Raw genomic sequence first — 26,467 nt, forward strand, 5'->3', positions numbered from 1 at the left:
CCGTCAAACCCAATTGATCACGCAAAAATCCAGACAATAACGTCCGACCCTCAACATCACCGCTCACAGATAATCCGTTCACAGTCATAGAGACCTGTGCCATAAGCTCCTCCCATTTCATGTTTGTATTTGGCCCGAGTTAAACACGGGAAAATTCTTTTGAGAATAGAAAACTTTACCAAATGGACACCATCCGCCCCAAGCCCGGAACGAGGAGTGTATTAAGAGCTTCTCTTGCCTGCCCGAGGCTGCGGGCGCGTGGGAATTTCCTTAAGAAGACCGCCCACTCCCATGCCTGCGATATCTGCATGGGTCGTAACAATCCCGCAGGCCACGCGCGACAGGACCCAATCCGCGCCGTTGAGCGCAGGTGCCCGTGCGCAGCCCGGAAGACCGATCACGGGACGCTCTGGCAGCGCACCCAGGAACAGCAGGTTGCCCGGGTCGACGGGCATACCGAACCGATCTACGCTTCCCCCTGCGGCACGCACCGCCTCGGGGGCCACATCGTAAGGGTCGGATGTCGCGGACCCCGTCAGGATCATGGCGATATCGCCCTTGACCTCGGAAAGCGCTCGCGCCAGCGCTTGAGTTTCATGTGGCACGATCTGAACATCGCATAGCTCCATGCCCAACGCTTCGACACGTCCGCGCATTGATGCGATCCCTTTATCATTCGATGGCCCACCGGGAATATCGGTGACGACAAGCCCGGCTGTCTTGTGGGGCGGAACCACAAGACGTATCGCACTTTGCGCCAGTCGGGCAGCCCGCAGAACATCCTTACCCGGCACCGCGTATGAGATGATCTTGATCGTGGCAACCATCCCTCCGGCACTCATTTGCTGATATTGCGGCACGGTAGCGACCGTAATCATCGGATTGATCTGATTGAACGCGTGCAGGGCATCGACATCCAGAACCGCAACACCCGGTGCCCCGGCCAGCAAGTTGACGCGACCGGTAAAAGGTTTGGTCACCCGCAACCCGGCCTTTGCCGGATCCGGGGCCAACGCGTCGGCCAGCATCTTTGCCGCCTCGTTTTCATGGGTGTCGCCCGGCTCCAGCCGGGCAACAACAACGGTGTCGAAACCCGAAGCCGCCAGCTGTTCCAAATGCGCCGGCGTCAACACCAGGCCCTTTCGCAGTTTTCCCGCGCGGGTCTGAATTGAATGAGCGAGGATGGAGCCACCTGCCCGGTTGATCGGGATCGGTCCGAATTTCACGCCTTACCCCGCAGGACAGCTGTCATTTGCGCCAGAATCGCGACCGCAATTTCAGATGGGTCCGCCGCACCAATGTCGAGCCCGATCGGGCCGTGAATACGCGCCAGTTGCTCATCGGTAAATCCGGCGGTTTTCATTCGCTCCAGCCGCTTCGCATGCGTGCGCGTCGATCCCAGTGCGCCGATATAAAAGACATCCGCCTCAAGCGCTGCCTGCAGCGCCGGATCGTCCAGTTTTGGGTCATGGGTCAGCAGGACCACGGCGGTTCGGGTATCCATCCCCAACTTGGCGACAGCCTCATCCGGCCAGTCCGTCAGGATCGTCTGATCCGGAAACCGCGCGCTTGAGGCAAAGGCGTCGCGCGGGTCGACAATGGCTGGATCATATCCGGCTATCCGCGCCATTGGCACCAATGCCTGCGCGATATGGACTGCTCCGACAACAATCAGTCGCAAGGGCGGGTTGTGAACCGCCACAAATGTCTTTTCATCTTCCTCAAAGCCCGAGCGGTCCATACGCATCCGCTGAGGGTAGGCATTGCGACGCAGGGCGCGATGGCCGGTTTCGACGTTGACCTCGTAAGCGATGGGTTCACGTTGGGCACGGGCGGCAACCAGATCAGCCAACATGGGTTCGGTCATCACGCCGCCAACCGGTTCAACCAGCACACGGATCGTTCCGCCGCAAGCAAGACCAACCGCAAAGGCATCCTCGTCACTGACCCCAAACTCCAGCAGGCGCGCCTCGCCCTCTTCAATGACCTCCAACGCCTCGACGATCACCGCACCTTCTACACATCCCCCGGAAACCGATCCCTCGATCCGACCCTCGCCCGAGATGGCCAGTTGCGATCCGACGCGGCGCGGGGCGCTGCCCCAGGTCTGCACCACCGTGGCTAAGGCCGCGCCTTTTCCGGCACGGTGCCACCGCAACGCGGTTTCCGGACTGTTGTCGAATCGTTCCATTGAGACCTCCGGTCCTCTTGAAGTTCAACATAGGGAGGATTGGCGCGATGAAAAGCGGGTCAAAAGTCTCACGCGGGGTTGTAAAATGCGCGATATCGTATTCACAAAACCAAATATTGATTGTTCTTGCCCCGGGTTCTAGCCTGTGTTCATGTTCGGCGATAACCCGAACCCAACCCTCTGCCTATTTAAAAACGGAGACAAAAAGTTGAAACGCATTCTTACACTGGGAGCCGCAATTGGCATGTTGGCCAGCACGGCCGCTGTGGCCGACACCTTTCTGCGCTACGGCGAGGTCGAAGGGTGGAAAGTATTCATTGACAACGAAAAGAAATCCTGCCTGATCGAAGCCGTGGACGACTCGGAAAATGTGGTCCAGATGGGTTTGACCGAAGATCGCGGTGTCGGTTATGTCGGCGTTTTCACCAAGGCTGAAACCGACATTAAACGGGGCGAGACAGAAGCCGTGGCCATTCTGTTGGGCGAAAACATCTATCTGGGTGAAGCGACCGGCATGAAGGGCAACATCACCAAAGGATATTCCGGTGGCTATGTCCTGTCCGACAGCCCTCAGTTTGCCGAGGACCTGGCCAAGCAAAAGGTGATGGTGGTGTTTCCCGAAAAGGAATTCGCCTTTACCGTCGACTTGACCGGAACGTTCAAGGCCATGGAAATGGCGCGTAAGTGCAACGAAGAGCAGCTGGGGTGATTACCCCTCGGACAGCGCGGCCAAGAGCCGCGCTTTCTGCCCCTGATCGTCAGGCCGCGAGATCACACTCGCCAGATCTTCGAGCGACGCGATAGAATGCCCGGCGCGGAAGCTGTCCACATGAGGTAGCATGGTCGCAACACCCTGCGCTTTGGGTGCGAACCCATCCCATCTGAGAAGCGGATTGAGCCATATCAGACGGCGGGAGGACAAATGCAGGCGCTCGATTTCCTTTTCAAGATGCCCGGGATCACCGCGTTCCAGACCATCGGTGATCAACAGGACCACAGCCCCCTGCCCCATGACCCTGCGCGACCAGTCCCGGTTAAACTGATGCAGGCAGTCACCAATGCGCGTGCCGCCTTCCCAGTCCTGAGCTTCCGCGCCTGCCGCTGCCAGGGCTGCATCGACGTCGCGTTGGTGCAGATGTCGGGTGATGTTGGTCAGGCGGGTTCCGAAGGTAAATGCATGCACCCGAGCCCATCCCGCCCCCTTGGCATTCGAAACCGTGTGCAGGAAATGCAGGATGACGCGGCTGTATTGACTCATCGAGCCGGAAATGTCGCATAACGCAACAAGGTTGGGCCATCGCGGTTTGGGGCGCTGGCGGGCAATGTCTCGCACCTCTCCGCCCTGACGCATGGCCGCGCGCAGAGTGCGCGCCCGATCAATGCGGTGACCGAGATGGCTGGCTTGCCCCCGCCGAGAGTCGATGGGTTTGACCGGCAGGGACAGGCGCGACAGCAGATGTTTGGCCTGTGCCATCTCAGCCGTGCTCATCTGTTCGAAATCGAGATTGCGCAGACGTTCTTCGGAAGATGCGGTCTGAGTGGCATCAATCTCGATTTCTGTTTCGCCTTCGGATTCAGTGATCTTGGGCGCGTCGCGTTCGATACCGTCCAACAAGGCCTCGGCCGCGCGTTTTTCTGCGGCATCTGCCTTGCGTTCTTCCTGCACGCCACGAATAGCGGGCAGCATCATGGCCATCATATGCTCCATATAACGCGGGTCGCGCCAATACATGCGAAAGACCTGCGCAAACACGGTGCGATGTTCGGGGCGGTTCACGAAACAGGCATGTAATGTCCAGTAGAAATCACGCTTTTGCGTAAAACCTGCTGCCTGAACCGCGCGTATCGCATCGACCACCCGTCCTGTTCCGATTGGTAAACCGGCTTTTCGCAAGGCCCGGGCGAAATGCGTGATGTTCTGGGCCAGTTTGGGATTGTCGGGGATGTCGATTGGAAGCTGTTCGGCCATTACATCTGGTGGGGGCTCTGCCCCCACACCCCCGGAGTATTTTTGAAAAGATGAAGCATCACGCGGGTTCGAGTGCGGCTTTGGCCTGATCGAGAATGCGTTTGGCTTCGGAGCCCTGCAGTTTCTGGATGTCGTCCTGATACTTAAGGATGGCGCCCAGCGTGTCGCCGATGACTTCGGGGCTGAGGTTGATCACGTCCAGCGCCAACAGGCATTTCGCCCAGTCAATTGTTTCGGCCACGCCCGGTTTCTTGAACAGGTCCTCGGTGCGCAGTTGCTGGACAAAGGCCACAACTTCCCGACTGAGCGCTTCGGCGGCCTGTGGTGCGCGGGCGTTCAGGATTTCGATTTCGCGGTCGAAATCGGGGTAGTCCACCCAATGATAGAGGCAGCGGCGTTTCAGGGCATCATGCACTTCGCGCGTGCGGTTTGAGGTGACGATGACAACGGGTGCCTCGGGCGCGACAATCGTGCCGAGTTCGGGGATGGTGACCTGAAAATCGCTGAGCGCTTCAAGCAGGAAGGCTTCGAAGGGTTCATCCGTTCGGTCAAGCTCGTCAATCAGCAGAACCGGGGCTCCGTTCTCGTCCGCGCGCATGGCCTGCAGCAGGGGGCGTTCGATCAGGAAGTCATCAGAGAAGAGTTCGGTTTGAAGCGATGTCCGGTCAGCACCTCCTGCGGCTTCGGCAGTGCGGATGGCCACCATCTGCGCCGGGAAATTCCATTCGTAGACTGCCGAGGACGCATCGAGCCCTTCGTAACATTGCAGCCGGATCAGGCGGCGGTTGAGACCGGCGGCAAGAGCCTTGGCGATTTCAGTTTTGCCGACACCGGCCTCGCCTTCGAGAAACAAAGGTCGTCCGAGTTTGAGCGACAGGAAGACAACCGTCGCCAGAGCCCGCCCGCAGACATAGCCTTGTGTGCCCAGCATGGACTGAACGGCGTCGATGGACTGTGGCTGCGGCATGGCGAACTCTCCCTTGGGCTCAACAGGTCATGGCGGCGCGCGGACGTCAAGCCTGTGGTTTTGTCCGGACTTACGACGTTCCGACAAGTTGACAAGGCCTGGGGCGAAAATCCGGGGTTTTCACCAGCGGATTGGCTGTGATAGCCCGATGACATGAACCAGACATTGACCATCCGCCGCCCCGACGACTGGCATCTGCATCTGCGCGACGGCGCGATGTTGCAGGCCGTCCTGCCCGAAACCGCCCGTGACTTTGCCCGTGCGATCATCATGCCGAACCTCGTGCCCCCGGTGGTGCGCGGCGATCAGGCCGCCGCCTATCGCGATCGGATCATGGCTGCGCTGCCCGATGGTATGAAATTCGAGCCGCTGATGACCCTGTATCTGACCGAGGATACAGACGCCGAAGATGTTGCCGCCGCCCATGCCAGCGGATTGATCACTGCGGTCAAGCTGTACCCGGCAGGCGCGACGACGAATTCGGCCTCGGGTGTGCGGGATTTTGATACGGTCCGCCCGGTGCTTGAGAAGATGGCCGAGATCGGCCTACCCCTGTGCGTGCATGGTGAGGTCACCGATCCCGAGATAGATATCTTTGACCGCGAGGCGGTGTTTATTGACCGTGTGCTGGATCCGATCCGCAACGCCACGCCCGGGTTGCGCGTGGTGATGGAACATATCACCACCGCGAACGGTGTCGACTATGTGAAAGCCAATGCGACCGATCTGGGCGCAACGATTACGGCGCATCATCTGATCATCAATCGCAACCACATTCTGGTCGGTGGCATCAAGCCGCATTATTATTGTCTGCCCGTCGCCAAACGTGAAGAGCATCGCAAAGCGTTGCTGGAGGCGGCCACCTCGGGCGATGCGCGGTTCTTTTTGGGGACGGACAGCGCGCCGCATACCGATGCCAACAAGGAGATGGCATGTGGATGCGCCGGGTGCTTTACAGCCACGAACACGATGTCTCTGGTCGCCGAGATGTTTGATCGCGCCGGGGCGCTGGGCAAGCTGGAAGGGTTTGTGTCGCGCAATGGGCCTGCATTCTACGGGTTGCCGGTGAATGAAGACGTGATCACTCTGATCAAGGGCGACCCGGTGAACTATCCCGACAAGATCGACACCGGCGAGGGACCGGTGACAGTGTTTGACCCCGGCTTTCCGCTGCATTGGCGCGTAAGCTAGCCGCTCAGCTTTAAGGCCAGATCGCTGGTATGGCCGCCGGTGCGTAGCATCGACCAGATTTCGTCGGCCTCGTCCTTCCCGATGAGTTTGGCGGCCTTTCCGCGCACACGGTCTTCGCGATCCGGCAGGCTTATGGGGGCAAGCAGGTCATGCGTCGCCTCCAGCCGCGCACCGTCGCGGCGCAGCACGGTCAGATTGGACTGTGTTTCCGATAATGTCTCGTCTTGCTCGACCCTGACCCGATCACGCAGGGATTGCAGACGTGGATCACCGCAGTTTTTTGCGGAAAAGTTGCCGGGCAACGCCGTGTCATATCCAAGCGCCTGCATCGCGATAACGGTGCGATAAGAAAATTTGGCGCCGAGCCCGGTTGCAGGAGACAGCTGATTGCACACGCTCATCCAGCGCGGATGAGTCCTGATCTTGATCTCGGCCACTTCCGGTTCCGCGATATCCAATTCACGGGCGGCTTCAAGCGCGGCGTGCAAACCATGACAACAGGCGTGGAATTTGTGGCTGACGCGTTCGAACAGCCACTCATCCCCAAGCCCTTCCAAGGCCGTGGCATTGTCGGCGGCACCCATATGCGTGGCGGCAAAACCGTAGGGACCTTCCAGAGCATCCGGATTGGGTTCGAACCCCCGTGACACCAAAAGCGCGGCCTCGACCCCGTTCGACGCGGCAAGGCCCGCGTTGTAAGGTTTGCCCATCGTGCCAAACTGGGCCTTCAAGCCCGAGGCGCGGGTGGCGACAAGCCCCAGCGCCTTTTGCATCTGATCGGCATCGAACCCAAGGATGCGACCCGCCGCAAGTGTCGCACCGCAAGCACCTGCGGTGGCCGTCTGGTGAAAACCACCCTGATAGTGATCGCGCCCCAACCACAGGCCCACACGGATCGAGGCTTCCATCCCGATCAGCGCTGCCTCGAGGAAATCCACCAGAATGCGTTCATCCCATTCACTCAGGGCCAAGGCGGCAGGCAGAATTGCCACCGATGGATGGCCGATATGCGCAAAATGCGTGTCATCATAGTCCAAAGCATGAGACACAGTGCCGTTGACCAGTGCAGCACCACGCAACGGGGCAACACCGCCGCCGAACAGATGAGCCTGTCCCGCACCGCCTTCGGCTGCGACCATGTCGCGCACAATGGATGAGACAGGTTCCGCCGCCCCCGCGCGCCCAACCGCCAGCCAATCCAGAACTGAGAGCGACGCGATCATCCGCGCCTGTTTCGTCGTCGAAATCGGACCCGAAGCAAAGCGGGCAAGTGCAGAGGTAAATTCGGCCATGACCGCAGTCTAGCGCGCGACCGATCAGGGTAAAGACTTAGCTGTACAAATCCGCCGCGCGAGCTTCGAACGCCTTGACGATCCTGTGCATCGCCTCGTTGAACACGACCCCGATGATGCCTTGCAGAACCGCATTCTTGAATTCGAAATCAACATGGAATGAGACGTCGCAGCCGCCATCCGCCGCGTCTTCGAAATGCCAATCAGATTTCATGTATTTGAACGGGCCGTCGAGATATTCGGTATCGATCCGCTTTTGGCCGTCAAACAGAGTGACCCGACTGCCGAACCGTTCGCGGAAGACTTTGAACGAAATGACCAGATCGGCCTCCATCACCTTTGCATCGCCGTCAACATAGGTGCGACGCACGCGCGCTGCCGCGCACCACGGCAGGAAGTCCGGGTATTTCCCAACATCACCCACCAGATCGTACATCTGCTGAGCGGTATATGGCAGGTGTCGGGTTTCGGAGTGCGTCGGCATGATGACTTGGGTATTTACAGGTGACAATGGCGCGTCATGTCGTATGTTGCGCGCCAAAGATCAAGGGGGCAGTGATGACCGACCGCGCATATGTGATAGACGAGATGATCTCGGCCAAAGCCATCGCCGCCCGGATCGAAGAGCTGTGTCGCGAGATTACGGACGAATTTGACGCAACCGACAAACTGGTTGTGGTGGGTCTTTTGCGCGGAAGCTTTGTGTTCATCGCCGATCTGGTACGCGAACTGGACTTGCCGATCGAAGTCGATTTCCTTGAGGCGTCTTCGTACGGTGATTCCATGGAGAGCAGCCGCGAAGTTCGCATTCTCAAAGACTTGCGTGGTGCAATTGAAGGGCGCGATGTGTTGGTTGTCGAAGATATCGTCGATACCGGTCATACACTGAACCACGTTACCAACCTGCTGCGTAGTCGCGAACCCAAGCGGTTGAAATCCATCGCACTGCTGGACAAACCCAGCCGGCGAGAAGTTGATTTCAGATCAGACTGGATCGGGTTTGAAATTCCGGATGAATTTGTTGTGGGGTATGGCATCGACTATGCCCAACGCAATCGCAACCTGCCATATATAGGCAAGGTTCGCTTCACCGAGGGTTAAATGAATCCCCGACATCTTTTGCGCATGTCCCAATGGGCCAGGAACCCGCCTTCAACCAGACGGGTGGTCTTCGTGTTTTCGGTCATCGCGGTTTGTCTGGGAATCGGAGCAATCGAATACATGGGGTGGTGGCCTGACTGGGCAACCGGGGAATGGACCCGGTTCAAGCCTTGAGCAGCGCGATCTCTATCGCGTTCAGAAATACCCCAGTGCCAATCGGAATCAGTACGTCGGGGAAATCATAATCGGGATTGTGCAATTGCGGATGATCCCGCCCCGCGCCCAGCCAGAACATGGCGGTTTTTGCGCTTTTTCCGAACTGTCCGAAATCCTCGGAAAACCGCTGCGGCTCGAGGCTGAACTGACAGGGTACGCCCTGCCCTGCACAGGCTTGTTGCAGGATGTCCCCCGCATCCTCATTGTTTGTGCATGCCTCGAAGATATCGTCATAGGTAATCGCCACCCCCAGCCCTTCTGCGTCACAGATCTTGGTTACGGCAGCTTCTGCATCCGTAACAAGCCGTGCCATACGCTGATCCGAGACCGTGCGCAGTGTCACCCAAAGCTGGGCGTAACCGGGCGCGATGCCAAACGTGGCTTCGCCCAGACTGGCGTGAGTCACAGTGGTCAGCGCATAGCCCTCATCCAGATCCCCGCCCAGTCCCAAACCATCCAAAACCGGAATCAAAGTTGTCAACGCCCTGGCCGGAGACAGCCCGTCCTGAGGCGCAGCCGCGTGTGAGGTCTTGCCCTGCATCTCGATCCGCATCCCGCGAGACGCACAATTGGCGGGTCCCCGACATAACGCAACCTGTCCCAGATCCAGCCCAGGCAAGTTGTGCAACGAGAACACGTAATCCGGGGCCAGTTCCTGAAACTGTGGGTCGGCACGGAACGCAGCCGCACCCTGTCCGGTTTCCTCGGCCGGTTGGAAGATCAACAAAATGCGCCCGCGCGACGGTCTGTTCCGGCCCAAGGCGCGCGCCACACCAAGCACCATGACCATATGCCCGTCATGCCCGCAAAGGTGGCCTTTGCCGGGATTTTCCGAGGCATAGGGAACTATGTTGATCTCCTGAATCGGCAAGCCGTCCAGTTCGCACCGGATGCCAATCGTTGGTCCGGGCACACCGCTGTCATAGATGGCCGCAACCCCATGTCCACCGATGCCCGTCAAAACCTTGTCGGGGTTACAAGCGCGCAACTCCTGCGCAATTCTGGCTGCGGTGTCTCTTTCCTGCCCCGAGATTTCCGGCACCCGGTGCAACGCGTGGCGCAGCTCCGTCAGTTGGTTCAGAACGTCAGGGGTCACCCCAAACTCAGTTTCTTCTGGCGCGCCTCGCGAAGGCGGGCAAAATCATCGCCCGCGTGGTACGAGGACCGCGTCAACGGGGTTGCCGACACCATCAGGAAGCCTTTGCCATAGGCCGACTTTTCATAAGACGCGAATTCTTCGGGGGTGACAAAGCGGTCGACCCCGTGGTGTTTTGGCGTTGGCTGCAGATACTGACCAATCGTCAGGAAATCGATATCCGCAGCGCGCATGTCATCCATCACCTGCCGCACGGCCTGTTCATCCTCACCCAGCCCGACCATGATGCCGGATTTGGTGAAGATCGACGGATCCATTTCCTTGACACGCTGCAACAGACGCAACGAGTGGAAATACCGCGCGCCGGGCCGTACCTGAGGATACAACCCCGGAACAGTTTCAAGATTATGATTGAACACGTCAGGCTTGGCTTCGACCACTGTTTCCACAACCGACGGATCGCATTTCAGGAAATCAGGCGTCAAAATCTCAATCGTGGTTTTCGGCGACCTGTGACGCACCGCACGGATCGTCTGAGCAAAATGCTCGGCCCCGCCATCGGCCAGATCGTCCCGGTCCACCGACGTGATGACCACATGGTTCAGACCCAGCTTTTCAACGGCATGCGCGACCCGCCCCGGTTCGAATGCATCCAGTGCGTCGGGGCGACCGGTAGCGATATTACAGAAGGTGCAACCCCGGGTACAAATCTCGCCCATGATCATCATGGTGGCGTGGCCCTGGCTCCAGCATTCGCCGACATTGGGGCAGCCCGCCTCTTCGCACACGGTCACAAGACCGTTTTCCCGCATGATCTTGTGCGTGTCCGCATAGCCTTTTCCACCCGGTGCTTTGACCCGAATCCATTTGGGCTTTTTCGGCTGCGAATTGTCGGGCCGATGTGCCTTTTCAGGGTGTCTTTGTTCGGGGATCTTCAAATCACGCACGGGCGGGGTTCCTGACTTTGGGTCAATTTGGATTGCCTGTAACATAATCCATGTTCCCTCTCTAGACCTGTGGCGCATAGCCGCTATGCGCAGCCCCCACAGGATATTGCCGATGCGACCGCATGAAAGCGCGTAATTGTCTGTTTAAAATCCCTTTTGAAGCCCGTCCCTCTGAGCAAATAGAGGCGTAAACCCTGTGCTAGGAAAACGGTCGCTTTGGTGGCACAGACAGTTTCATGCTTATAATGGGCCGATTGCGAAAGATCGCAGTTTTAAGACGCAACTTTCCGGCGGCTCTCGGCAACAATGCCTTCACCCACTGTTCGGATGACTTCTGCCAGACGTTCGAACCACTCATCCCCGCTGGTCGAGGTCCGCCGTACAAGCCCGATTGTTCGCGACGGCTGCGGCGCGTCGAAGCGCAACAATCTAAGCCCCGGCACGGCCTCGGATTCCGCGCGGGACGCCAGTTCGGGCATAAGCGTCAAACCGAAGCCCTCGGCCACGAGCCGCGACAAGGTTCCCAGTGACGACGCACCCATATTGATCTGACCGCTGGTTCTTTCCTGACCGCACACCTCCAGCGCCTGATCTGTCAGGCAATGACCGTCTTCCAGCAACATCAACTGAACATCCTTCAGATCGACAGGCCGCAGGGAATCGGGGCCAACGGTCAGGCGGTCAAGCCGGGACTGGTTGCCAGCCAGCAGGAAGTGGTCTTGAAACAGAGGCTCTTCGTACAACGCGTTCTCGCCAGACGGCAGGGCCAGAACAGCTGCGTCAACCTCACCCGTGTGCAGCAGCATCAGAAGGTGTTCTGTTCTGGCCTCACGGATAGACACGCGCAAGGACACGTCACCGGCCCGAAGACCTGCCAGAACTCCGGGCAGCAAATAAGGGGCCACAGTCGGGATAATTCCGATGGACAGCGACCTGTGCCCCTCGGAATGGTCCTTTGCAAAGCGATCCAGTTTCCCTGCAGCGTCCAAAACCTGATGTGCCCGCTCCAAAACATCGCGCCCGAGCGGGGTTAGCAGAATGTCGCGGGCCTGCCGTTCGAACAGGGTCCCGCCCATGATGTCCTCCAGCGCTTTGATCTGAACCGACAGCGCAGGCTGAGACACGTGGCATACCTGCGCTGCACGACCGAAATTGCGTTGTTCGGCCACGGCTTTGAAATACTGCAATTGCCTGAGAGAAAAGTTCATAATCTCAAGTTATTGCCAAATTTCAAAGCCGCAAGTTTTATTTATGATTTAACCAATCAAACGGTCTTTTTCCGTCTGTTCTTCGTAATGCCGCTTTAGCCGTTGCAATGCGATACGCAGCACAATCTTGCCAGACCGGGCCGACCAACCCATGCGCTTTTCCGCAAGTTCCAGCCCTTCAAGATAGCAGCAGCACCGCAATGCCACATCACTGAGACCCGGCCCCAGATCCGCAAGCGCGCGGGCAACTCGGTCGCGCGCGCCGGACGCGCCCTTGCCGAACCCAGAATCGGGCGCGAAGCCCGCGCGACCGCCGCCGGTCAGAAACCGTTCCCAGTTTTGTGTCACCTGCGGGCCGATCTGCGCCAGTTCAAAATCCTCGCGCAAGCGCTCGCCTGCCCTCACAAGCGTTTCATCCAGAAACGGCGTACCATCCCGGTCCTTCCGGCGTGCAAGCGCAATCAGAGGGCTCTCGGACGCGCTATAACGCATCCGCAACGGTCGCTTTTGTGCGACTGCCGCGCTGTCGGGTTTGGCCGCGAACGAGGTGAAGGATGCCTGCGCCTCGGCCATACCGAATTCGCTTTGCGCCCGCGCCCGGTTTTCCGCCTCGGCAATCAGATGTCCCAGCGCCGCCCGACCTGCCGACGAAATACGGTACCGTGAAATCCGGCCGGGTTTGTCGCAGGTGATCCAGTCGTTCAAGGCAAGGGCCTGCGCCAGCGTACATTCGACCACAGCTGTTTTCGTGGCTTGCTTTTCGCCGCTGTCACGCACCACAACGGCTTTGTCCATATCCTCGGCCACAGCCAGTACAGCCCCGGTTTCACAAAGCCGGCGCAAGACACGCAACGCTTTGTCGTTGAAAGCATCCGCTTCCTGCGCCTCACCCCCTCCGGGACTGGCAAAACGGCCCGCATCGGGGTACATCGCGCCATCCTGTACCGGGGTATGATCCGCTGCCAGAGCCTGTAGCGCGGCATCGACCAGCGGATCATCCCGACGCAATTCGATCTTGCGGATCTGTCTGAGGATTGTCGAGGCATGGCATCCCGCAGACCGGGCAATATCGCGGATCGAACGACCGGATTCGGTATGATCCAGATACCGCTGCGCTCCTTCCGGGACCCATGTCGGAACGTTAAATGCCACGCTGTTGTTCATCGTCTTTCGCCCTCGTCGACTACACAATTTGTCCATGTCCGCCGTCGGAATCTTGGTTAACCAAACCTAACTAGAGCCGGTTTTGTTACTCGTTCGTTAATGACGGACGGTGGAGAGCAGAATCGATTAAAAAAGATAAACAGTGGTGAAACCATAGTTCGGCGCGAAAGCAAATAGGGCAACACCCGCTAAGGTTGTGTCACAACTAAGACAACACGTTGTGAACGAAAGGAAAGCCCTGTGCAGGATCTCATGACCATGGTCACCGCCCTGAAACGCCCGCGCCTGTTGACCCGCGCCGCAAAAATCGGAGCGCGCGATTACAACAGGGACCGTCACCTACAGCGTATTCTGGGATATGGCGGGTTGCCGGGTCCGGGTGCCGCATTGATGCGGTTGATGGATCTCGAGCGAGAGATCAATTCCCAGCGGGAAGAAGAAGATGCCGGATACTCTTTGGTTCGGCATCTTGATCTTTTGATCGCGCTGGTCGGCGAGGCGCAGCTGTTTCAGGCCAGCCGCGCCAAGCGGTATCAGTGATCAGGTGAAGGCATCCGGCATGGATGCCTTTTTCGCCGCGACATACTCATCAAGCGCCGTCTTGATATCAGGATCGATCTGCGGCTGCTGGTAATTTGCCAACAGATGCTCGACCCGAGACGTGGCCAGGGTTCGCGTATCGCGCGCACCTTCTTCTTCCCAAGTCTCAAAGGGTTTGTAGTCCAGCATCTCGGATTTCCAGAATGCGTCTTTAAAGTTCGCCTGAGTGTGAGCGCATCCCAGATAATGCCCGCCGGGGCCGACCTCGCGGATCGCGTCCATCGCCTGTCCGTTTTCGTCGTAGGGCACACCTTTGGCCAGCCCGTGCAACACACCCAGCTGATCGGCATCCATGACAAACTTTTCGAAATCGGCCACAAGACCGCCTTCGAGCCATCCACAAGAATGCAGCATGAAGTTCACGCCCGCCATCAAACCCATGTTCAGCGAGTTCGCAGTTTCATAAGCCGCCTGCGCGTCTGGCAGTTTCGAACCGCAGAAGGAACCGGCAGACCGGAACGGAAGCCCGAGCCGACGCGCCAATTGTCCGGCCCCATAGGTTACCAGAGACGCTTCGGGTGTGCCGAAGGTCGGCGCACCAGAATTCATGTCGATCGAAGAAACAAATGCCCCAAAGATTGCCGGAGCGCCCGGGCGAATGATCTGGCTGTAGGCTACACCGGCCATCACCTCGGCCAGAACCTGCGTCAACGTACCAGCCACCGAAACCGGTGCCATCGCGCCGCCGACGATGAAGGGCGAGATGATGCAGGCCTGATTGTTCTTCGCATAGACTTCAAGCGAGCCCATCATCACATCATCGAAGGTCATCGGCGAGTTGATGTTGGTCAACGAGGTCATGACGGTGTTTTCCTGCACGAACTCTTTGCCGAACAGAATCTCGCACATCTCAATCGAATCCTGCGCCCGACTGGGATCGGTCACCGAGCCCATGAACGGTTTGTCCGACAGCGTCATATGCGCCAACAGCATGTCCAGGTGACGTTTGTTCACCGGGATGTCCGTGGGCTCGCATACCGTGCCGCCCGAGTGGTGCAGCCACTTGGACATATAAGCCAGTTTTACGAACTTATTGAAATCATCCATCGTCGCATAGCGACGGCCACCTTGCGCATCCCTTACGAATGGCGGGCCGTAAACCGGAGCCAACACCAGATTGCGGCCACCGATCACCACCGATTTTTCGGGGTTCCGGGCGTGCTGGGTAAACTGGCTGGGAGCAGTCTTGATCAACTCACGCGCCAGACCGCGCGGCAGACGTACACGCTCGCCATCTACATCGGCCCCAGCATCCCGCCAACGTTCCAACGCGGCAGGATTGTCGACAAAGTTGACACCTACTTCCGCCAGCACGGTTTCCGCGTTGGTTTCGATGATCTCCAAAGCCTCTTCGTTAAGGACTTCGAAATTCGGAATGTTGCGTTCGATGTATTTTGCGGTTTCGATACGGACCGCGGTGCGCTCGGCCCGGCGGGCGGCACCGCCGCCACCACGCGCCCGGCGCCGGGTGTTTGCCTCTGCCATGAGAAAATCCCGTTGGTTGGTTGATTTTATATGTAGCTACAGGAATGGTCGCCCGCCGACCGGTAATTTACGGCGAAATAGGGGGAAAAGCGACATGAACACGGTCAGGTCGCTAATCGACATACTTTTCCATCAATACAGTGTTTTCAACCACATCACGTTCTTGCCATCCCAGATGCTGGTACATGTGGCGGGTTTTCGTCATCAGACGATGCGTTCGCAGCCGCAGAAGGGACAGACCAACATTTGCGGCGGATGCCTCGGCCTCGTTCATCAACGCGCGTGCCAGGCCCTGCCCCTGCGCATGAGGCGCAATCGCAAGGTTGAAAACCATTAGGGCCTCAAGGGTTTCACCGAACACGACCACACCCAGAATACGACCGTCCTGTTCGGCAACAAAGACGTCGCGGGCTTCGATGTCCTCGCGAATGCCATCCGTAACGTCCGGTAAGTCCGGAATATCTTTTGCAAAGGATGCGTATGCGCTGGAAATACAGTCGCGGATCGCATCTGTGTCCTGAACCCTGGCCGGTCTAATACCCACTTCGGCCATTTAGTGATTCCCCCCAAAATTGCCGAATACAATGGCTTATTTGACGTCATTCCGCTTGCACAAGCAAGGCTTGCGACCTAATAGCCAAGCATGACCCAAGACACCCATGACCGCCTTCTGATCATCGACTTCGGCAGCCAGGTAACCCAGCTGATTGCCCGCCGTCTGCGCGAGCTGAATGTTTATTGCGAAATCCACCCCTATCAGAACGTCACGATGGACTTTGTGCGCCAGATGGCGCCCAAGGCTGTCATTTTCTCGGGCGGGCCCGACAGTGTCACCCGCGAAGGTTCGCCCCGAGCACCGCAGGAAATCTTCGATTTCGGCGTCCCGATCCTGGGCATCTGCTACGGTCAGCAGGTGATGATGCATCAATTGGGCGGCAAGGTGGAAAGCGGCCACGGCACGGCCGAGTTTGGCCGGGCTTTTGTCACCCCTCAATCCGGCCTCGATATTCTGGACGGCTGGTTCGCAGAGGGCGACGAACAGGTCTGGATGAGCCATGGCGATCATGTCAGCGAAATCGCGCCGGGATTTGAGGTTTTCGGCACCTCGCCCAACGCGCCCTTCGCGATCACCGCAGACCCCTCGCGCCACTTCTACGCGGTCCAGTTCCACCCCGAGGTGCACCACACCCCCAAAGGCGCGAAACTGTATGAGAACTTTGTCAAACTCGCGGGTTTTGCCGGTGATTGGACGATGGGCGCTTACCGCGACGAGATGATCCGCAAGATCCGTGAACAGGTCGGCGATAAGAAAGTGATCTGCGGCCTGTCCGGCGGCGTCGACAGCTCGGTGGCGGCGATTCTGATCCATGAGGCGATCGGTGATCAGTTGACTTGCGTGTTCGTCGACCACGGCCTGCTGCGCAAGAACGAGGCGCAGGAAGTCGTCGGCATGTTCCGCGACAATTACAACATCCAGCTAATCCACGCCGATGAAAGCGAGCTGTTTCTGGGCGAGTTGGACGGCCAGTCCGACCCCGAGACCAAACGCAAGATTATCGGCAAGCTGTTCATCGACGTATTCCAGAAACACGCCGACACCATCGAGGGCTCCGAGTTTCTGGCACAAGGCACGCTGTACCCGGATGTGATTGAATCCGTATCCTTTTCCGGCGGCCCCTCGGTCACGATCAAATCGCACCACAATGTGGGCGGTCTGCCGGAAAAGATGGGCCTGAAACTGGTCGAACCCTTGCGCGAGCTGTTCAAGGATGAGGTCCGCGCCTTGGGCCGTGAACTGGGCCTGCCCCAAAGCTTCATCGGTCGGCACCCCTTCCCCGGCCCCGGCCTTGCAATCCGTTGCCCCGGCGAAATCACTCGCGAAAAGCTCGAAATCCTGCGCGAAGCCGATGCCGTTTACATCGACCAGATTCGCAAACATGGTTTGTATGATGACATCTGGCAGGCATTTGTCGCGATCCTGCCCGTCCGCACGGTCGGTGTCATGGGCGACGGCCGCACCTATGACTACGCATGTGCCCTGCGCGCGGTGACCTCTGTGGATGGGATGACAGCGGATTATTACCCTTTCAGTCACGAATTTCTGGGCGAGACCGCCACACGCATCATCAACGAAGTCAAAGGCATCAACCGATGCACCTATGACATCACGTCGAAACCTCCCGGAACGATCGAATGGGAATGAAACCAAGCTGGGCCAAGACCCGGCTTTTTTGTTTACAGCGCAGGCAATACTCGTTCTAGTTCAGCGGGTTAAGACGCAATCTTTACAAGGGCGATCATGGACAGCGGCAAAACGCAAATCGGCAAGGCCGCGCTTTGGATGACAGGGGCCATTGCCTCGTTTTCGTCCATGGCCGTTGCCGGGCGCGAGCTGAGCGTGACCCATGACACCTTTGAAATCATGTTCTTCCGCAGTCTTGTTGGAGTCTGTGTCGTCTCATTGGTTTTGACCCTCAGCGGTAAATGGAATCAGGTGTCTACCCAGCGTCTGGGCCTTCATGGCGTCCGCAACATCCTTCACTTTACCGGTCAAAACCTGTGGTTCTACGCAGTCAGCGTGATCCCCCTTGCGCAGGTCTTTGCGCTGGAATTCACAAGCCCTCTATGGGTTATCTTGCTCTCGCCGCTGTTCTTAGGTGAACGGCTCACCGCGGTGCGGCTTGCATCGGCCGTAATAGGGTTCGCCGGCATTCTGATCGTCGCGCGTCCAGGCGCGGCACCGATAAGTCTGGGTGTCATGACAGCGGCCATGTCGGCGATCTTTTTCGCCCTCACGACGATCTCGACAAAATCACTGACCAGATTTGCCAGCACGGGTTGCATCCTGTTCTGGCTGACGGTGATGCAATCGTTCATGGGACTGGCGGCTGCCGGGCTGGATGGTCAGATCACCTTGCCGAATCCGAGCACGGCCCCCTATTTGCTGCTCGTGGGTCTGGCGGGACTGCTGGCGCATTTCTGTATCACCAACGCGTTGGCCATCGCCCCAGCCACTGTGGTGGTGCCGTTCGACTTTGCTCGCCTGCCGACAATTGCCGTTGTCGGGATGATTCTCTATCACGAGCCGCTGGACCAATGGACGCTCATTGGGGCTGCCGTGATCTTCTCAGGTATCTTTTTGAATGTTCGCGCCGAGAATCGTAACAGTTTAGCAACACTTTCCAACCACCCTGCACATAAGTAACGCGCCGTCACCGGTTGACGGTAAATTAACAATTGCGCGAGTAACAACCCGGGAACTCGCTTGAGCATTCACGAGCGTGAATGTCTGGGCAGGTGGACAGGTAAAGGGAGAAGGAAATGAGGAAAGCGCTATTGAGCGCTTGCGCGTTGTGTGCTGGGGCAACAGCTGCGCAAGCCGGGGGGCTTGATCGCAGCGGGCAGGGAATCAACCTGATCTTCGAAGAAGGATCAGCGGTTCAATTCAGCCTTGGATACACGACACCGGACGTCAGCGGGACACTGGGCGGCGTAGATTCGGGCAACGTCACCGAGAACTTCTTTTCGCCGGGCCTTGGATACAAACGTGCGCTGACCGATAAACTGGATTTCGCCCTGATTTATGACCAGCCCTTTGGCGCGGACGTATCTTATGGCGCGAATTACCCGCTCTCTCAAAACCCGTTGGCTGCTATTGGGGGGCGACCCGGTGTGCTGGCAGCAGAGGCGGATGTTGATGCGTTGTCAGCGGTATTCCGCTACAAGTTCGACAACGGGTTCAGCGCTATCGGCGGCATTCGGGCGCAGCGTGTGGATTCCAACGTAACCGTGCCCGCGGCCACCGGTTATGAATTTGATGCCGACGCCGAGGTCGACTTTGGTTACCTGATCGGTGTCGCATGGGAAAAGCCGGAAATCGCCGCGCGCGTTTCGCTGGTTTATAACTCGAAAATCACGCATGACATTCGGGCGCGTGAATCATTTGACGATCCTGCAGGCATCATCGTGATACCGGGCATCGGACCAGTTCCGACATCGGTCCAGAGGCAGAATGTTCGCACAACGACCGAGGTGGAAACACCGCAGTCGATCAACCTGGATTTTCAGACCGGCGTCGCACCGCGCACCTTGGTTTTCGGCTCGGTTCGCTGGGTGGATTGGCCTCAGACGGTCGTGCAGCCTCCGGAGTTTTTCCGTATCACCGGCACCAACCTCGTCGACTATGATGACGACACGTTCACATACTCGCTGGGTATGGGCTATCAGTTTACCGATGCATTCGCCGGTGCCTTTACGGTCGGGTATGAAACCTCCGAAGGTTCGACCGTGTCGGACCTCGGCCCGACCGACGGTTTCTGGAGCTTTGGGGTCGGCGGGACCTACTCGCTTGAAAATGCGCAGATTTCTGGCGGTATTCGCTACACCGATATTGGCGACGCCACCACAAACCAGGGCGCCGAGTTCAGCGGCAACGAAGCCTGGAGCGTCGGCATTCAGATCACATACGCGCTGAACTAAACGCGCAGCATAACTTTCAAATTGCAAAAGCCCTGCCACCGTCGGCGGGGCTTTTCGCATGTTTCGGGTCGCGTCAAACCTGATAGTCTGAAAAGACGGTCTCATGAACACTCCGATTGCCCTATCCCGCCGCGTCTGGTTCGAACTTGTTTTGCTCGGCGTCATCTGGGGTGCCTCGTTTCTGGCCATTCGCATCGCACTGGATGATATCCCCGTCATGACCTCGGTTTTTCACAGGGTGTTCTGGGCGTCACTGGCGCTGTGGATGGTGATTTGGATTCAGGGGCAGAAAATCCCCATCACACCTCAAATCTGGGGCGCATTTCTGGTTATGGGGCTTTTGAACAACGTTCTGCCGTTTTCGCTTATGGCATGGGGGCAGCTATTCGTTTCTACGGGTCTGACTTCGATCCTGAACGCGGCGACGGCAATTTTCGGCGTACTGCTGGCAGCGCTTTTCTTCAAGGATGAAAGACTGACCCTGTCTCGTCTGACGGGGGTCGGGTTGGGGTTTCTGGGCGTGTCCATCGTCATCGGTCTGCGTCAATTCACGGAATTCAACCCGAGCAGTCTGGCGCAGATCGCCATCCTCGCTGGCACCGTCAGCTATGCACTGGCCGCAGTTTGGGCCCGTCGCCACCTGTCCGGGCTCGCGCCCCAAGTTGCGGCGGCCGGAATGCTGACCACCTCGGCAGTGATGATGGTGCCGATCACCCTGATGATCGATGGCCCACCTGATCTGGTCTTACCCTTCAAAACCTGGGTCGCGATCGCTTACTATTCTCTGATCGCAACAGCCGGGGCCTATCTGCTGTATTACCGAGTTCTGGTCAGGGCGGGCAGTGGCAATCTGCTGCTGGTCACGCTGATCATCCCACCGGTTGCCATCGTTTTGGGTGCGTTGATCCGCAACGAAACGCTACCCTCATATGCTTACCTGGGTTTTGCCATTCTGGCCCTCGGGCTGCTTATTCTCAGCCGATACGGGCGCCGTGATTGACGACACGGCCTGCCCGATTTAGCTAGGGCAAAAAGCAAGGAATGGCGGATTATGATCTACAACTCGGCAAAGGACTGGCGCGACGCGGCGCGCAAAAAAGTGCTGTTTTTCGGCATGTCCGGACTGGGTAAAACCTATATGTCCAATATCCTGCGCGATTCCGGGAACTGGTTTCACTACTCCATCGATTACCGTATCGGCACGCGTTATATGGGGGAATACATCACCGACAACGCCAAGGCCGAGGCGATGAAGGTGCCGTTTCTGCGCGAGCTTCTGCTGTCAGATTCAATTTATATCGGTTCGAACATCTCGTTCGAGAACCTGACCCCCGTTTCCGCCTATCTGGGCAAACCGGGAAACCCGGATCAAGGCGGTCTGGAAATTGCCGAGTACCGCAACCGTCAGGAACAGTTCCGCCTGGCCGAGATTCATGCGTTGTTGGACACGAAGTACTTCATCGACCGTGCCGAACGGCTTTACAAATATCCGAATTTCATCTGCGACACCGGGGGATCGATCTGTGAATGGGTCGAACCGAACGATCCAAACGATCAGGTCCTTTCAGAGCTTTCGCGCCACACATTGATGATCTGGATCGAAGGCGATGAGGCACATACAGAGGAATTGATCCGACGTTTCGACAGAGCCCCAAAGCCGATGTCCTATCAGGCCGAGTTTCTGACCACGGCCTGGGACGGCTATCTGGCCGAAAACGGATGCGCCGCGCATGAGGTCGACCCCGACGCTTTCATTCGCTGGACCTATTCACGGGCGCTGAACCACAGGAAGCCGCGATATGCCGCTATGGCAGAAAACTGGGGCGTGAAAGTCACGGCAAACGACATTGCAAAAGTGCGCGATGCGGGGGATTTCGATGAGTTGATCGAACAAACCCTTGAGCACCGTGCAAACCGCGCCTAAGTTCCAGAATTCATTCATATACTCAGCAGCGTGTTCTCATGCCCATCAAGATTCCTTCCGACCTGCCTGCCTTTGACGTCCTGACGCAGGAAGGCGTTATGGTCATGGCCGAAGATCAGGCGGCCCGGCAGGATATCCGCCCCCTGCGGATCGGTTTGTTGAATCTGATGCCCAAGAAAATCCAGACCGAGAACCAGTTCGCCCGACTAATCGGTGCAACCCCGCTGCAGATCGAGCTGTCCTTGATCCGGATGACCGAACACCAGACCAAGAACACTGCTGCCGAACACATGGCCGAATTCTATCACCCGTTCCAGGAGGTCAAGGATCAGAAATTCGACGGCCTGATCATTACCGGCGCTCCGATCGAGCATCTGGAATTTTCCAATGTCACCTATTGGGATGAAATCAGCGAAGTCTTTGATTGGACACAGACAAACGTGCATTCGACCTTAGGTGTGTGTTGGGGTGGCATGGCCATGATCAATCACTTCCACGGTGTAAAAAAGCATATGCTGGACGCCAAGGCTTTTGGGTGTTTCCGGCACCAGAATCTGGATCCGGCCTCTCCGTTTCTGCGTGGATTTTCCGATGACTGCGTTATCCCCGTCAGCCGCTGGACCGAGATGAAGCAGGCCGAGATTGATGCAGCCCCGGGTCTGACCACCCTACTGGGCAGTGATGAGGTCGGCCCCTGTCTGGTCCAAGACACGGCGCACCGTGCGCTCTATATCTTCAACCATTTCGAATATGACAGCGACACGCTGAAACAGGAATATGATAGGGACATCAGCAACGGCACGCCGATAAACGTTCCAATGAACTATTATCCGGATGATGACCCAAACCGCGAGCCGCAAAACCGGTGGCGCAGTCATGCCCACCTTCTTTACGGCAACTGGATCAACGCTATCTATCAGTCCACACCATTTGAGATGGATAAAGTTGGCCGGTAAAATTCTGATATCGTTATGTGTCTTCCTTTTTGGCCTGGCGGTCGTGGTGGTGTGGCAAAACCGCCAGCGCGAATCCCGGGCCGAGGCCGCCTTTCCGCCTGAGGGCGAGATATTGCAGGTCGATGGCGTCGCCGTTCACGCGGTGGTGATGGGCGAAGGCCCCGATGTGGTTCTGATTCACGGCTCCAGCGGCAATACGCGGGATATGACTTTCGCGCTGGCTCCGATACTCGCCGAGAATTTCCGGGTGATCGTCTTCGACCGCCCCGGTTTGGGCTATTCCGAAAGCTTCAACCCCGAGGGCGAAACTATTGTCGAACAAGCAGACATTCTGCAGAAGGCAGCAGCCCAGCTTGGGGCTGACAAGCCGATTGTAGCCGGTCAGAGTTACGGTGGTTCGGTGTCTCTGGCCTGGGCCGTGACGCGACCCGACAATATCTCGGCCCTGGTGCTTATCGCACCAGCGGCGATCCCCTGGGAGACCCCGCTGGACGGGTTCAATTCCATTGCATCAACGGGCGCCGGCAACGCCTTCGCCCTGCCCCTGATTGGCGCGTTTGTACCGGATTGGTACGTGGACAAGGCTTTGGACCGCGTGTTTGCCCCGCAAAGGGCGCCTGAAGGTTATTCCGAACATTTCGGACCGGGTCTGACCATGCGACGCGCCTCCATGCACGCCAACGCCAAGCAGCGGGCCAACCTGCTGGACGAAGTGACCGAACTGCAACCACGGTACAGCGAAATTTCAGTGCCGACCGAGATCGTTTTCGGAAATGCGGATACGACTGTCAAACTGGACTGGCATGTGCCCAAGCTACTGGAACAAATTCAGGGCGCCGAGCTGATCGAGTTGGACGGGATCGGGCATATGCCACAGGTCGTGGCGGCCCCCGAGGTCGCAGCGGCCATCCAACGCGCCGCCGAACGCGCGGGTTTGCGTTAAACCCATCGGTAATCCATAGTAAGTTATGGATTTTATGACGAGGCCGGACATGACCCGTTCAGAAAAAGGCGCGATTGAGGCCTACTTTCAGAAGGACGCGCCCAAAGCGATCCGAACCGCGATTGAAGATGCCAAGAAAGGCGAAATCCTAAATCCTTCATATCCCTATTCCGATAAGATGAAGACCAAGGACTATCTGGCGCAGATGGAGGCGCTGCAGATCGAACTGGTCAAGATGCAGTCCTGGGTCAAAGCCTCGGGCAAACGGGTTGCAATTCTGTTCGAAGGCCGGGATGCCGCCGGAAAAGGTGGCACGATCAAACGCTTTCGGGAAAACCTGAACCCAAGGGGCGCGCGCAATGTCGCGCTGAGCAAACCGTCGGATGCGGAAAGCAGCCAATGGTACTTCCAGCGATACATACAGCATCTGCCTTCGGCGGGCGAAGTCGTGTTTTTTGATCGCAGCTGGTACAATCGGGGCGTTGTCGAAAATGTCTTTGGCTTTTGCACCACAAAGGAACGTGAGCGTTTTTTTCGTCAGGTTCTGCCTTTGGAAACCGGGTTTGTAAATGACGGAATCCTGCTTTTCAAATTTTGGCTCAACGTTGGTCGGGCAGAACAATTGAACCGCTTTCTGGCGCGCGAGACCGATCCGCTGAAACAGTGGAAGCTCAGCCCGATTGATGTTGCTGGGTTGCATAAGTGGGACGAGTATACCGACTCGATCCACGAAACCCTGACCCGTACGCATACCGATTTATGTCCTTGGACAATCGTGCGTTCAGACGACAAGAAACGGGCCCGTCTGGCCGCGATCCGCACGGTTCTAAGCGCCGTGGATTATGACGAGAAAGACGCCAAGGCGGTTGGGCAGCCTGACCCTGAAATCTGCGGCGGGCCGGATATTTGGGATGCGTAGGGTGACCGAAACGTACTGTCTAGCTCGTCCCCGATCAGATCATCAAACGGGCCCGAGACCTGCATGACCAAGCGCGGCTATCACCATGGAAATCTGAAGCAGGCGTTGATCGAAGCTGCGCTGTCTTTGATCGAAGAAAAAGGGCCAACGGGGTTCACCCTGTCAGAAGCAGCCAAAACCGCTGGTGTCACGCCAGCGGCTGTCTATCGCCATTATCACGGGCGCGAGGACCTGATTGCCGAGGCTGCGCGACAGGGTTTCGAGATGTTCGCTGATCTGATGCAATATGCCTATGACAAGGGCCAACCCTCGGCCCTTGCGGCGTTCGAAGCGACGGGTCGGGCCTATCTGGCCTTCGCGCGCAAGCATCCCGGGCATTACATCGCGATGTTCGAAAGTGGTATCTCGGTGAACCGTACGCCCGAACTCGCCCTGGCCGCCAACCGCGCCAAGCAGGTTCTTGAGAAAGCGGCCTCGGACCTGTCGCAGCATATCCCGCCGGAAAAACGCCCACCGGCATCCATGTTCAGCGCCCATATCTGGGCCATGAGCCATGGTGTGGTAGAACTATATGCCCGCAACACCGGTGCGACGTCGCCCTTCCCGCCCGAAGACCTGCTGGAATCCGGTATCGGCATTTACCTGCGGGGATTAGGGCTGGTTGCACAGGACGACTGATCGCAACAGACGCGTTTCAGCGTCTGTTGGTTCCTTGAATCATGCTGACCGACCGCGACCTACCAGGTGCGCAACATCTCGACCGTACGCGTCCATTCCTTACTATTGCGCGCGATCTCGTAAGCTTCGTCCATCAGGGTAAAGCTCCGTGGCTCGATCTTTGCCAGCCCGACTGTTTTTGACAACGGAGGGTCAAGACGGGCCAGCTGATCCTTCAGCACCAGATGGGCAATCCAGAACTGGTTCTCGGCGGATGTCGACAGGCCAAGTTCCAAAAGCGCGCCAGTCGGCACGTCAGAGGTGACGCCGAACCATTTCAGAAGACCCCAGTCTTCGGGCGTCTTGAATGTATCCTCTGCAATGGCGGTGGGCTGGCGGCCCGTCCCGACCGAGGCCACCTGAATATTATCCAGATGTACCCCTTTCTGCGTGGCCACCGCGATGTTGATCCCATTCAGAACCGGGTTGTTGGCGAACATACCGCCATCCGCAAAATACCCGTAATCGCGACCGGAAGATTCGATCCGGTGCGGCGGGAAATAGGTCGGCGCCGCTGAGGTTGCCATCGCCACATCCAGCAGCTTGATATCGCTCATATCGATCCAGGGGCCTTCGGTAACCATCTGATTTGTCATCGTAAAAGGTGCCCATCCCACCTTGTCATTCAGATGAAGGCAAACCGTAGTCACGGCCAGTATGATATCTTTGGAAATGGACCCGATGGTGCGGTCCCCGACCAGTTCATAGCCGATCTTCTCCAGCCCAGCTGAGGAAAACTGCGCGGCGGTGACACCCGGGCCGCCGGTCAGATGAAACCGTTTGAGCACCTCATCCAGCGCCTTGTCGAACAGAGAACGCTCGTTTTCCAGAAAAATCTGTTCGGCTTTGTCGTGGTAAAGCGAAATGAGTTCTTTCACCAAATCCGACATGTTTTTACCCTGCGTCCGGCCATCAGCCAGCACCACGGAAATCAGACCGCCCGTCGACGTCCCGGCGAATCCGTTCGCACTGTCCAGAAACCCGGTCTCTTCATGCAATCCCTGGAGGATAAGGCATGTCAGATAGCCCCGAATTCCGCCCCCATCACAGGAAACAAGTTTAAATGTCATGGCTACTCCAATGCGCTAATGAAATCGGGACA

Annotated in this window: 26 protein-coding genes and 1 pseudogene; 13 read left to right on the top strand and 14 right to left on the bottom strand. The window is 57.7% G+C overall.

Annotated elements, in window-relative coordinates:
* The 3 genes and pseudogenes from ACR0K4_RS05100 to ACR0K4_RS05110 form a co-directional block, all read right to left on the bottom strand.
* Nucleotides 1-103 (bottom strand): annotated as a pseudogene (locus ACR0K4_RS05100) ((2Fe-2S)-binding protein); the annotation flags it as partial.
* 118 nt (nt 104-221) lie between these two features.
* Nucleotides 222-1,226, bottom strand: coding sequence for a molybdopterin-binding protein (locus ACR0K4_RS05105; protein ID WP_480853113.1), 1,005 nt, complete (start codon nt 1,224-1,226; stop codon nt 222-224).
* Nucleotides 1,223-2,191: an XdhC family protein gene (locus tag ACR0K4_RS05110; protein WP_480853114.1), complete on the bottom strand. Its 969-nt coding sequence runs from the start codon at nt 2,189-2,191 to the stop codon at nt 1,223-1,225. Before ACR0K4_RS05110 ends, ACR0K4_RS05105 begins: the two co-directional genes overlap by 4 nt.
* A gap of 208 nt (nt 2,192-2,399) precedes the next feature.
* Between ACR0K4_RS05110 and ACR0K4_RS05115 the strand changes: the two genes are divergently transcribed.
* The gene (locus tag ACR0K4_RS05115; RefSeq protein WP_480516561.1) at nt 2,400-2,900 is read left to right on the top strand and encodes a hypothetical protein; all 501 of its coding nucleotides are present in this window, start codon (nt 2,400-2,402) and stop codon (nt 2,898-2,900) included.
* Here ACR0K4_RS05115 and ACR0K4_RS05120 read toward each other — a convergent pair whose 3' ends face one another.
* Together ACR0K4_RS05120 and ACR0K4_RS05125 are read right to left on the bottom strand one after the other, a co-directional pair.
* Complete coding sequence (locus ACR0K4_RS05120; RefSeq protein WP_480853115.1) at nt 2,901-4,160, bottom strand: vWA domain-containing protein; 1,260 nt, start codon at nt 4,158-4,160, stop codon at nt 2,901-2,903. It lies immediately after the preceding gene.
* 58 nt (nt 4,161-4,218) lie between these two features.
* The gene (locus ACR0K4_RS05125; protein WP_480853116.1) at nt 4,219-5,127 is read right to left on the bottom strand and encodes an AAA family ATPase; all 909 of its coding nucleotides are present in this window, start codon (nt 5,125-5,127) and stop codon (nt 4,219-4,221) included.
* A gap of 153 nt (nt 5,128-5,280) precedes the next feature.
* On the opposite strand from ACR0K4_RS05125, the gene pyrC reads away from it, so the two are divergent.
* Complete coding sequence (gene pyrC, locus ACR0K4_RS05130; protein WP_480853117.1) at nt 5,281-6,318, top strand: dihydroorotase; 1,038 nt, start codon at nt 5,281-5,283, stop codon at nt 6,316-6,318.
* On the opposite strand, the gene ACR0K4_RS05135 is transcribed toward pyrC, so the two are convergent.
* The gene (locus ACR0K4_RS05135; protein WP_480853118.1) at nt 6,315-7,610 is read right to left on the bottom strand and encodes an MmgE/PrpD family protein; all 1,296 of its coding nucleotides are present in this window, start codon (nt 7,608-7,610) and stop codon (nt 6,315-6,317) included. The genes pyrC and ACR0K4_RS05135 overlap by 4 nt on opposite strands.
* 37 nt (nt 7,611-7,647) lie before the next feature.
* Entirely contained in the window at nt 7,648-8,094 is a 447-nt protein-coding gene (locus ACR0K4_RS05140; protein ID WP_480853119.1) for a type II toxin-antitoxin system RatA family toxin, read from the bottom strand.
* Nucleotides 8,095-8,168: 74 nt separating this feature from the next.
* On the opposite strand from ACR0K4_RS05140, the gene hpt reads away from it, so the two are divergent.
* Entirely contained in the window at nt 8,169-8,711 is a 543-nt protein-coding gene (gene hpt, locus ACR0K4_RS05145; RefSeq protein WP_480516550.1) for a hypoxanthine phosphoribosyltransferase, read from the top strand.
* Nucleotides 8,712-8,874: 163 nt separating this feature from the next.
* Here hpt and ACR0K4_RS05150 read toward each other — a convergent pair whose 3' ends face one another.
* The 4 genes from ACR0K4_RS05150 to ACR0K4_RS05165 all read right to left on the bottom strand — a co-directional run bounded on the left by ACR0K4_RS05150 (nt 8,875) and on the right by ACR0K4_RS05165 (nt 13,342).
* Nucleotides 8,875-10,023: an amidohydrolase gene (locus ACR0K4_RS05150; RefSeq protein WP_480853120.1), complete on the bottom strand. Its 1,149-nt coding sequence runs from the start codon at nt 10,021-10,023 to the stop codon at nt 8,875-8,877.
* Nucleotides 10,020-10,970 carry a lipoyl synthase gene (gene lipA, locus ACR0K4_RS05155; RefSeq protein ID WP_480516546.1) on the bottom strand — a complete coding sequence of 317 codons (951 nt, stop codon included), beginning with the start codon at nt 10,968-10,970 and terminating at the stop codon, nt 10,020-10,022. The genes ACR0K4_RS05150 and lipA overlap by 4 nt, the downstream gene beginning before the upstream one ends.
* Nucleotides 10,971-11,242: 272 nt before the next feature.
* Nucleotides 11,243-12,178 carry a LysR substrate-binding domain-containing protein gene (locus ACR0K4_RS05160; protein ID WP_480853121.1) on the bottom strand — a complete coding sequence of 312 codons (936 nt, stop codon included), beginning with the start codon at nt 12,176-12,178 and terminating at the stop codon, nt 11,243-11,245.
* A 48-nt stretch (nt 12,179-12,226) separates the two neighbouring features.
* Nucleotides 12,227-13,342: a DUF6456 domain-containing protein gene (locus ACR0K4_RS05165; RefSeq protein ID WP_480853122.1), complete on the bottom strand. Its 1,116-nt coding sequence runs from the start codon at nt 13,340-13,342 to the stop codon at nt 12,227-12,229.
* A 240-nt stretch (nt 13,343-13,582) separates the two neighbouring features.
* On the opposite strand from ACR0K4_RS05165, the gene ACR0K4_RS05170 reads away from it, so the two are divergent.
* Nucleotides 13,583-13,882: a DUF6477 family protein gene (locus ACR0K4_RS05170; protein WP_480853123.1), complete on the top strand. Its 300-nt coding sequence runs from the start codon at nt 13,583-13,585 to the stop codon at nt 13,880-13,882.
* Here ACR0K4_RS05170 and ACR0K4_RS05175 read toward each other — a convergent pair whose 3' ends face one another.
* Nucleotides 13,883-15,427: a trimethylamine methyltransferase family protein gene (locus ACR0K4_RS05175; protein WP_480516537.1), complete on the bottom strand. Its 1,545-nt coding sequence runs from the start codon at nt 15,425-15,427 to the stop codon at nt 13,883-13,885.
* A 112-nt stretch (nt 15,428-15,539) separates the two neighbouring features.
* Nucleotides 15,540-15,980, bottom strand: coding sequence for a GNAT family N-acetyltransferase (locus ACR0K4_RS05180; protein ID WP_480516535.1), 441 nt, complete (start codon nt 15,978-15,980; stop codon nt 15,540-15,542).
* Between the two features lie 90 nt (nt 15,981-16,070).
* Here ACR0K4_RS05180 and guaA point away from each other — a divergent pair, with 90 nt between their 5' ends.
* The 9 genes from guaA to ACR0K4_RS05225 all read left to right on the top strand — a co-directional run bounded on the left by guaA (nt 16,071) and on the right by ACR0K4_RS05225 (nt 25,326).
* Complete coding sequence (guaA, locus tag ACR0K4_RS05185; RefSeq protein ID WP_480853124.1) at nt 16,071-17,630, top strand: glutamine-hydrolyzing GMP synthase; 1,560 nt, start codon at nt 16,071-16,073, stop codon at nt 17,628-17,630.
* Between the two features lie 96 nt (nt 17,631-17,726).
* Nucleotides 17,727-18,632, top strand: a complete 906-nt coding sequence (locus tag ACR0K4_RS05190; protein WP_480853125.1) for a DMT family transporter — start codon at nt 17,727-17,729, stop codon at nt 18,630-18,632.
* A 116-nt stretch (nt 18,633-18,748) separates the two neighbouring features.
* Nucleotides 18,749-19,906 carry an OmpP1/FadL family transporter gene (locus ACR0K4_RS05195; protein ID WP_480516529.1) on the top strand — a complete coding sequence of 386 codons (1,158 nt, stop codon included), beginning with the start codon at nt 18,749-18,751 and terminating at the stop codon, nt 19,904-19,906.
* 103 nt (nt 19,907-20,009) lie between these two features.
* Entirely contained in the window at nt 20,010-20,906 is an 897-nt protein-coding gene (locus tag ACR0K4_RS05200) for a DMT family transporter (protein WP_480516527.1), read from the top strand.
* Between the two features lie 51 nt (nt 20,907-20,957).
* On the top strand, nt 20,958-21,830 hold the full coding sequence (locus ACR0K4_RS05205) for an ATPase (RefSeq protein ID WP_480853126.1): 873 nt from the start codon (nt 20,958-20,960) through the stop codon (nt 21,828-21,830).
* Nucleotides 21,831-21,868: 38 nt separating this feature from the next.
* Nucleotides 21,869-22,786: a homoserine O-acetyltransferase MetA gene (metA, locus tag ACR0K4_RS05210; RefSeq protein WP_480853127.1), complete on the top strand. Its 918-nt coding sequence runs from the start codon at nt 21,869-21,871 to the stop codon at nt 22,784-22,786.
* A complete protein-coding gene (locus ACR0K4_RS05215; protein ID WP_480853128.1) occupies nt 22,776-23,729 on the top strand; it encodes an alpha/beta fold hydrolase in 954 nt (317 codons plus the stop codon). The genes metA and ACR0K4_RS05215 overlap by 11 nt, the downstream gene beginning before the upstream one ends.
* Before the next feature lie 49 nt (nt 23,730-23,778).
* A complete protein-coding gene (gene ppk2 / locus ACR0K4_RS05220; protein WP_480516519.1) occupies nt 23,779-24,648 on the top strand; it encodes a polyphosphate kinase 2 in 870 nt (289 codons plus the stop codon).
* Nucleotides 24,649-24,711: 63 nt separating this feature from the next.
* Nucleotides 24,712-25,326 carry a TetR/AcrR family transcriptional regulator gene (locus ACR0K4_RS05225; RefSeq protein WP_480516518.1) on the top strand — a complete coding sequence of 205 codons (615 nt, stop codon included), beginning with the start codon at nt 24,712-24,714 and terminating at the stop codon, nt 25,324-25,326.
* A 59-nt stretch (nt 25,327-25,385) separates the two neighbouring features.
* Here ACR0K4_RS05225 and ACR0K4_RS05230 read toward each other — a convergent pair whose 3' ends face one another.
* Complete coding sequence (locus ACR0K4_RS05230; protein ID WP_480853129.1) at nt 25,386-26,435, bottom strand: patatin-like phospholipase family protein; 1,050 nt, start codon at nt 26,433-26,435, stop codon at nt 25,386-25,388.
* Between the last annotated feature and the right edge of the window lie 32 nt (nt 26,436-26,467).

Source organism: Ruegeria sp. K11, from assembly GCF_056531905.1.

Coding starts and splice junctions, on each gene's coding strand:
- ACR0K4_RS05110 (WP_480853114.1), bottom strand. CDS start 2,191: ATGGAACGATTCGACAACAGTCCGGAAACCGCGTTGCGGTGGCACCGT.
- ACR0K4_RS05120 (WP_480853115.1), bottom strand. CDS start 4,160: ATGGCCGAACAGCTTCCAATCGACATCCCCGACAATCCCAAACTGGCC.
- ACR0K4_RS05125 (WP_480853116.1), bottom strand. CDS start 5,127: ATGCCGCAGCCACAGTCCATCGACGCCGTTCAGTCCATGCTGGGCACA.
- pyrC (WP_480853117.1), top strand. CDS start 5,281: ATGAACCAGACATTGACCATCCGCCGCCCCGACGACTGGCATCTGCAT.
- ACR0K4_RS05135 (WP_480853118.1), bottom strand. CDS start 7,610: ATGGCCGAATTTACCTCTGCACTTGCCCGCTTTGCTTCGGGTCCGATT.
- ACR0K4_RS05140 (WP_480853119.1), bottom strand. CDS start 8,094: ATGCCGACGCACTCCGAAACCCGACACCTGCCATATACCGCTCAGCAG.
- hpt (WP_480516550.1), top strand. CDS start 8,169: ATGACCGACCGCGCATATGTGATAGACGAGATGATCTCGGCCAAAGCC.
- ACR0K4_RS05160 (WP_480853121.1), bottom strand. CDS start 12,178: ATGAACTTTTCTCTCAGGCAATTGCAGTATTTCAAAGCCGTGGCCGAA.
- ACR0K4_RS05165 (WP_480853122.1), bottom strand. CDS start 13,342: ATGAACAACAGCGTGGCATTTAACGTTCCGACATGGGTCCCGGAAGGA.
- ACR0K4_RS05175 (WP_480516537.1), bottom strand. CDS start 15,427: ATGGCAGAGGCAAACACCCGGCGCCGGGCGCGTGGTGGCGGCGGTGCC.
- ACR0K4_RS05180 (WP_480516535.1), bottom strand. CDS start 15,980: ATGGCCGAAGTGGGTATTAGACCGGCCAGGGTTCAGGACACAGATGCG.
- guaA (WP_480853124.1), top strand. CDS start 16,071: ATGACCCAAGACACCCATGACCGCCTTCTGATCATCGACTTCGGCAGC.
- ACR0K4_RS05190 (WP_480853125.1), top strand. CDS start 17,727: ATGGACAGCGGCAAAACGCAAATCGGCAAGGCCGCGCTTTGGATGACA.
- ACR0K4_RS05195 (WP_480516529.1), top strand. CDS start 18,749: ATGAGGAAAGCGCTATTGAGCGCTTGCGCGTTGTGTGCTGGGGCAACA.
- ACR0K4_RS05200 (WP_480516527.1), top strand. CDS start 20,010: ATGAACACTCCGATTGCCCTATCCCGCCGCGTCTGGTTCGAACTTGTT.
- ACR0K4_RS05205 (WP_480853126.1), top strand. CDS start 20,958: ATGATCTACAACTCGGCAAAGGACTGGCGCGACGCGGCGCGCAAAAAA.
- metA (WP_480853127.1), top strand. CDS start 21,869: ATGCCCATCAAGATTCCTTCCGACCTGCCTGCCTTTGACGTCCTGACG.
- ppk2 (WP_480516519.1), top strand. CDS start 23,779: ATGACCCGTTCAGAAAAAGGCGCGATTGAGGCCTACTTTCAGAAGGAC.
- ACR0K4_RS05225 (WP_480516518.1), top strand. CDS start 24,712: ATGACCAAGCGCGGCTATCACCATGGAAATCTGAAGCAGGCGTTGATC.
- ACR0K4_RS05230 (WP_480853129.1), bottom strand. CDS start 26,435: ATGACATTTAAACTTGTTTCCTGTGATGGGGGCGGAATTCGGGGCTAT.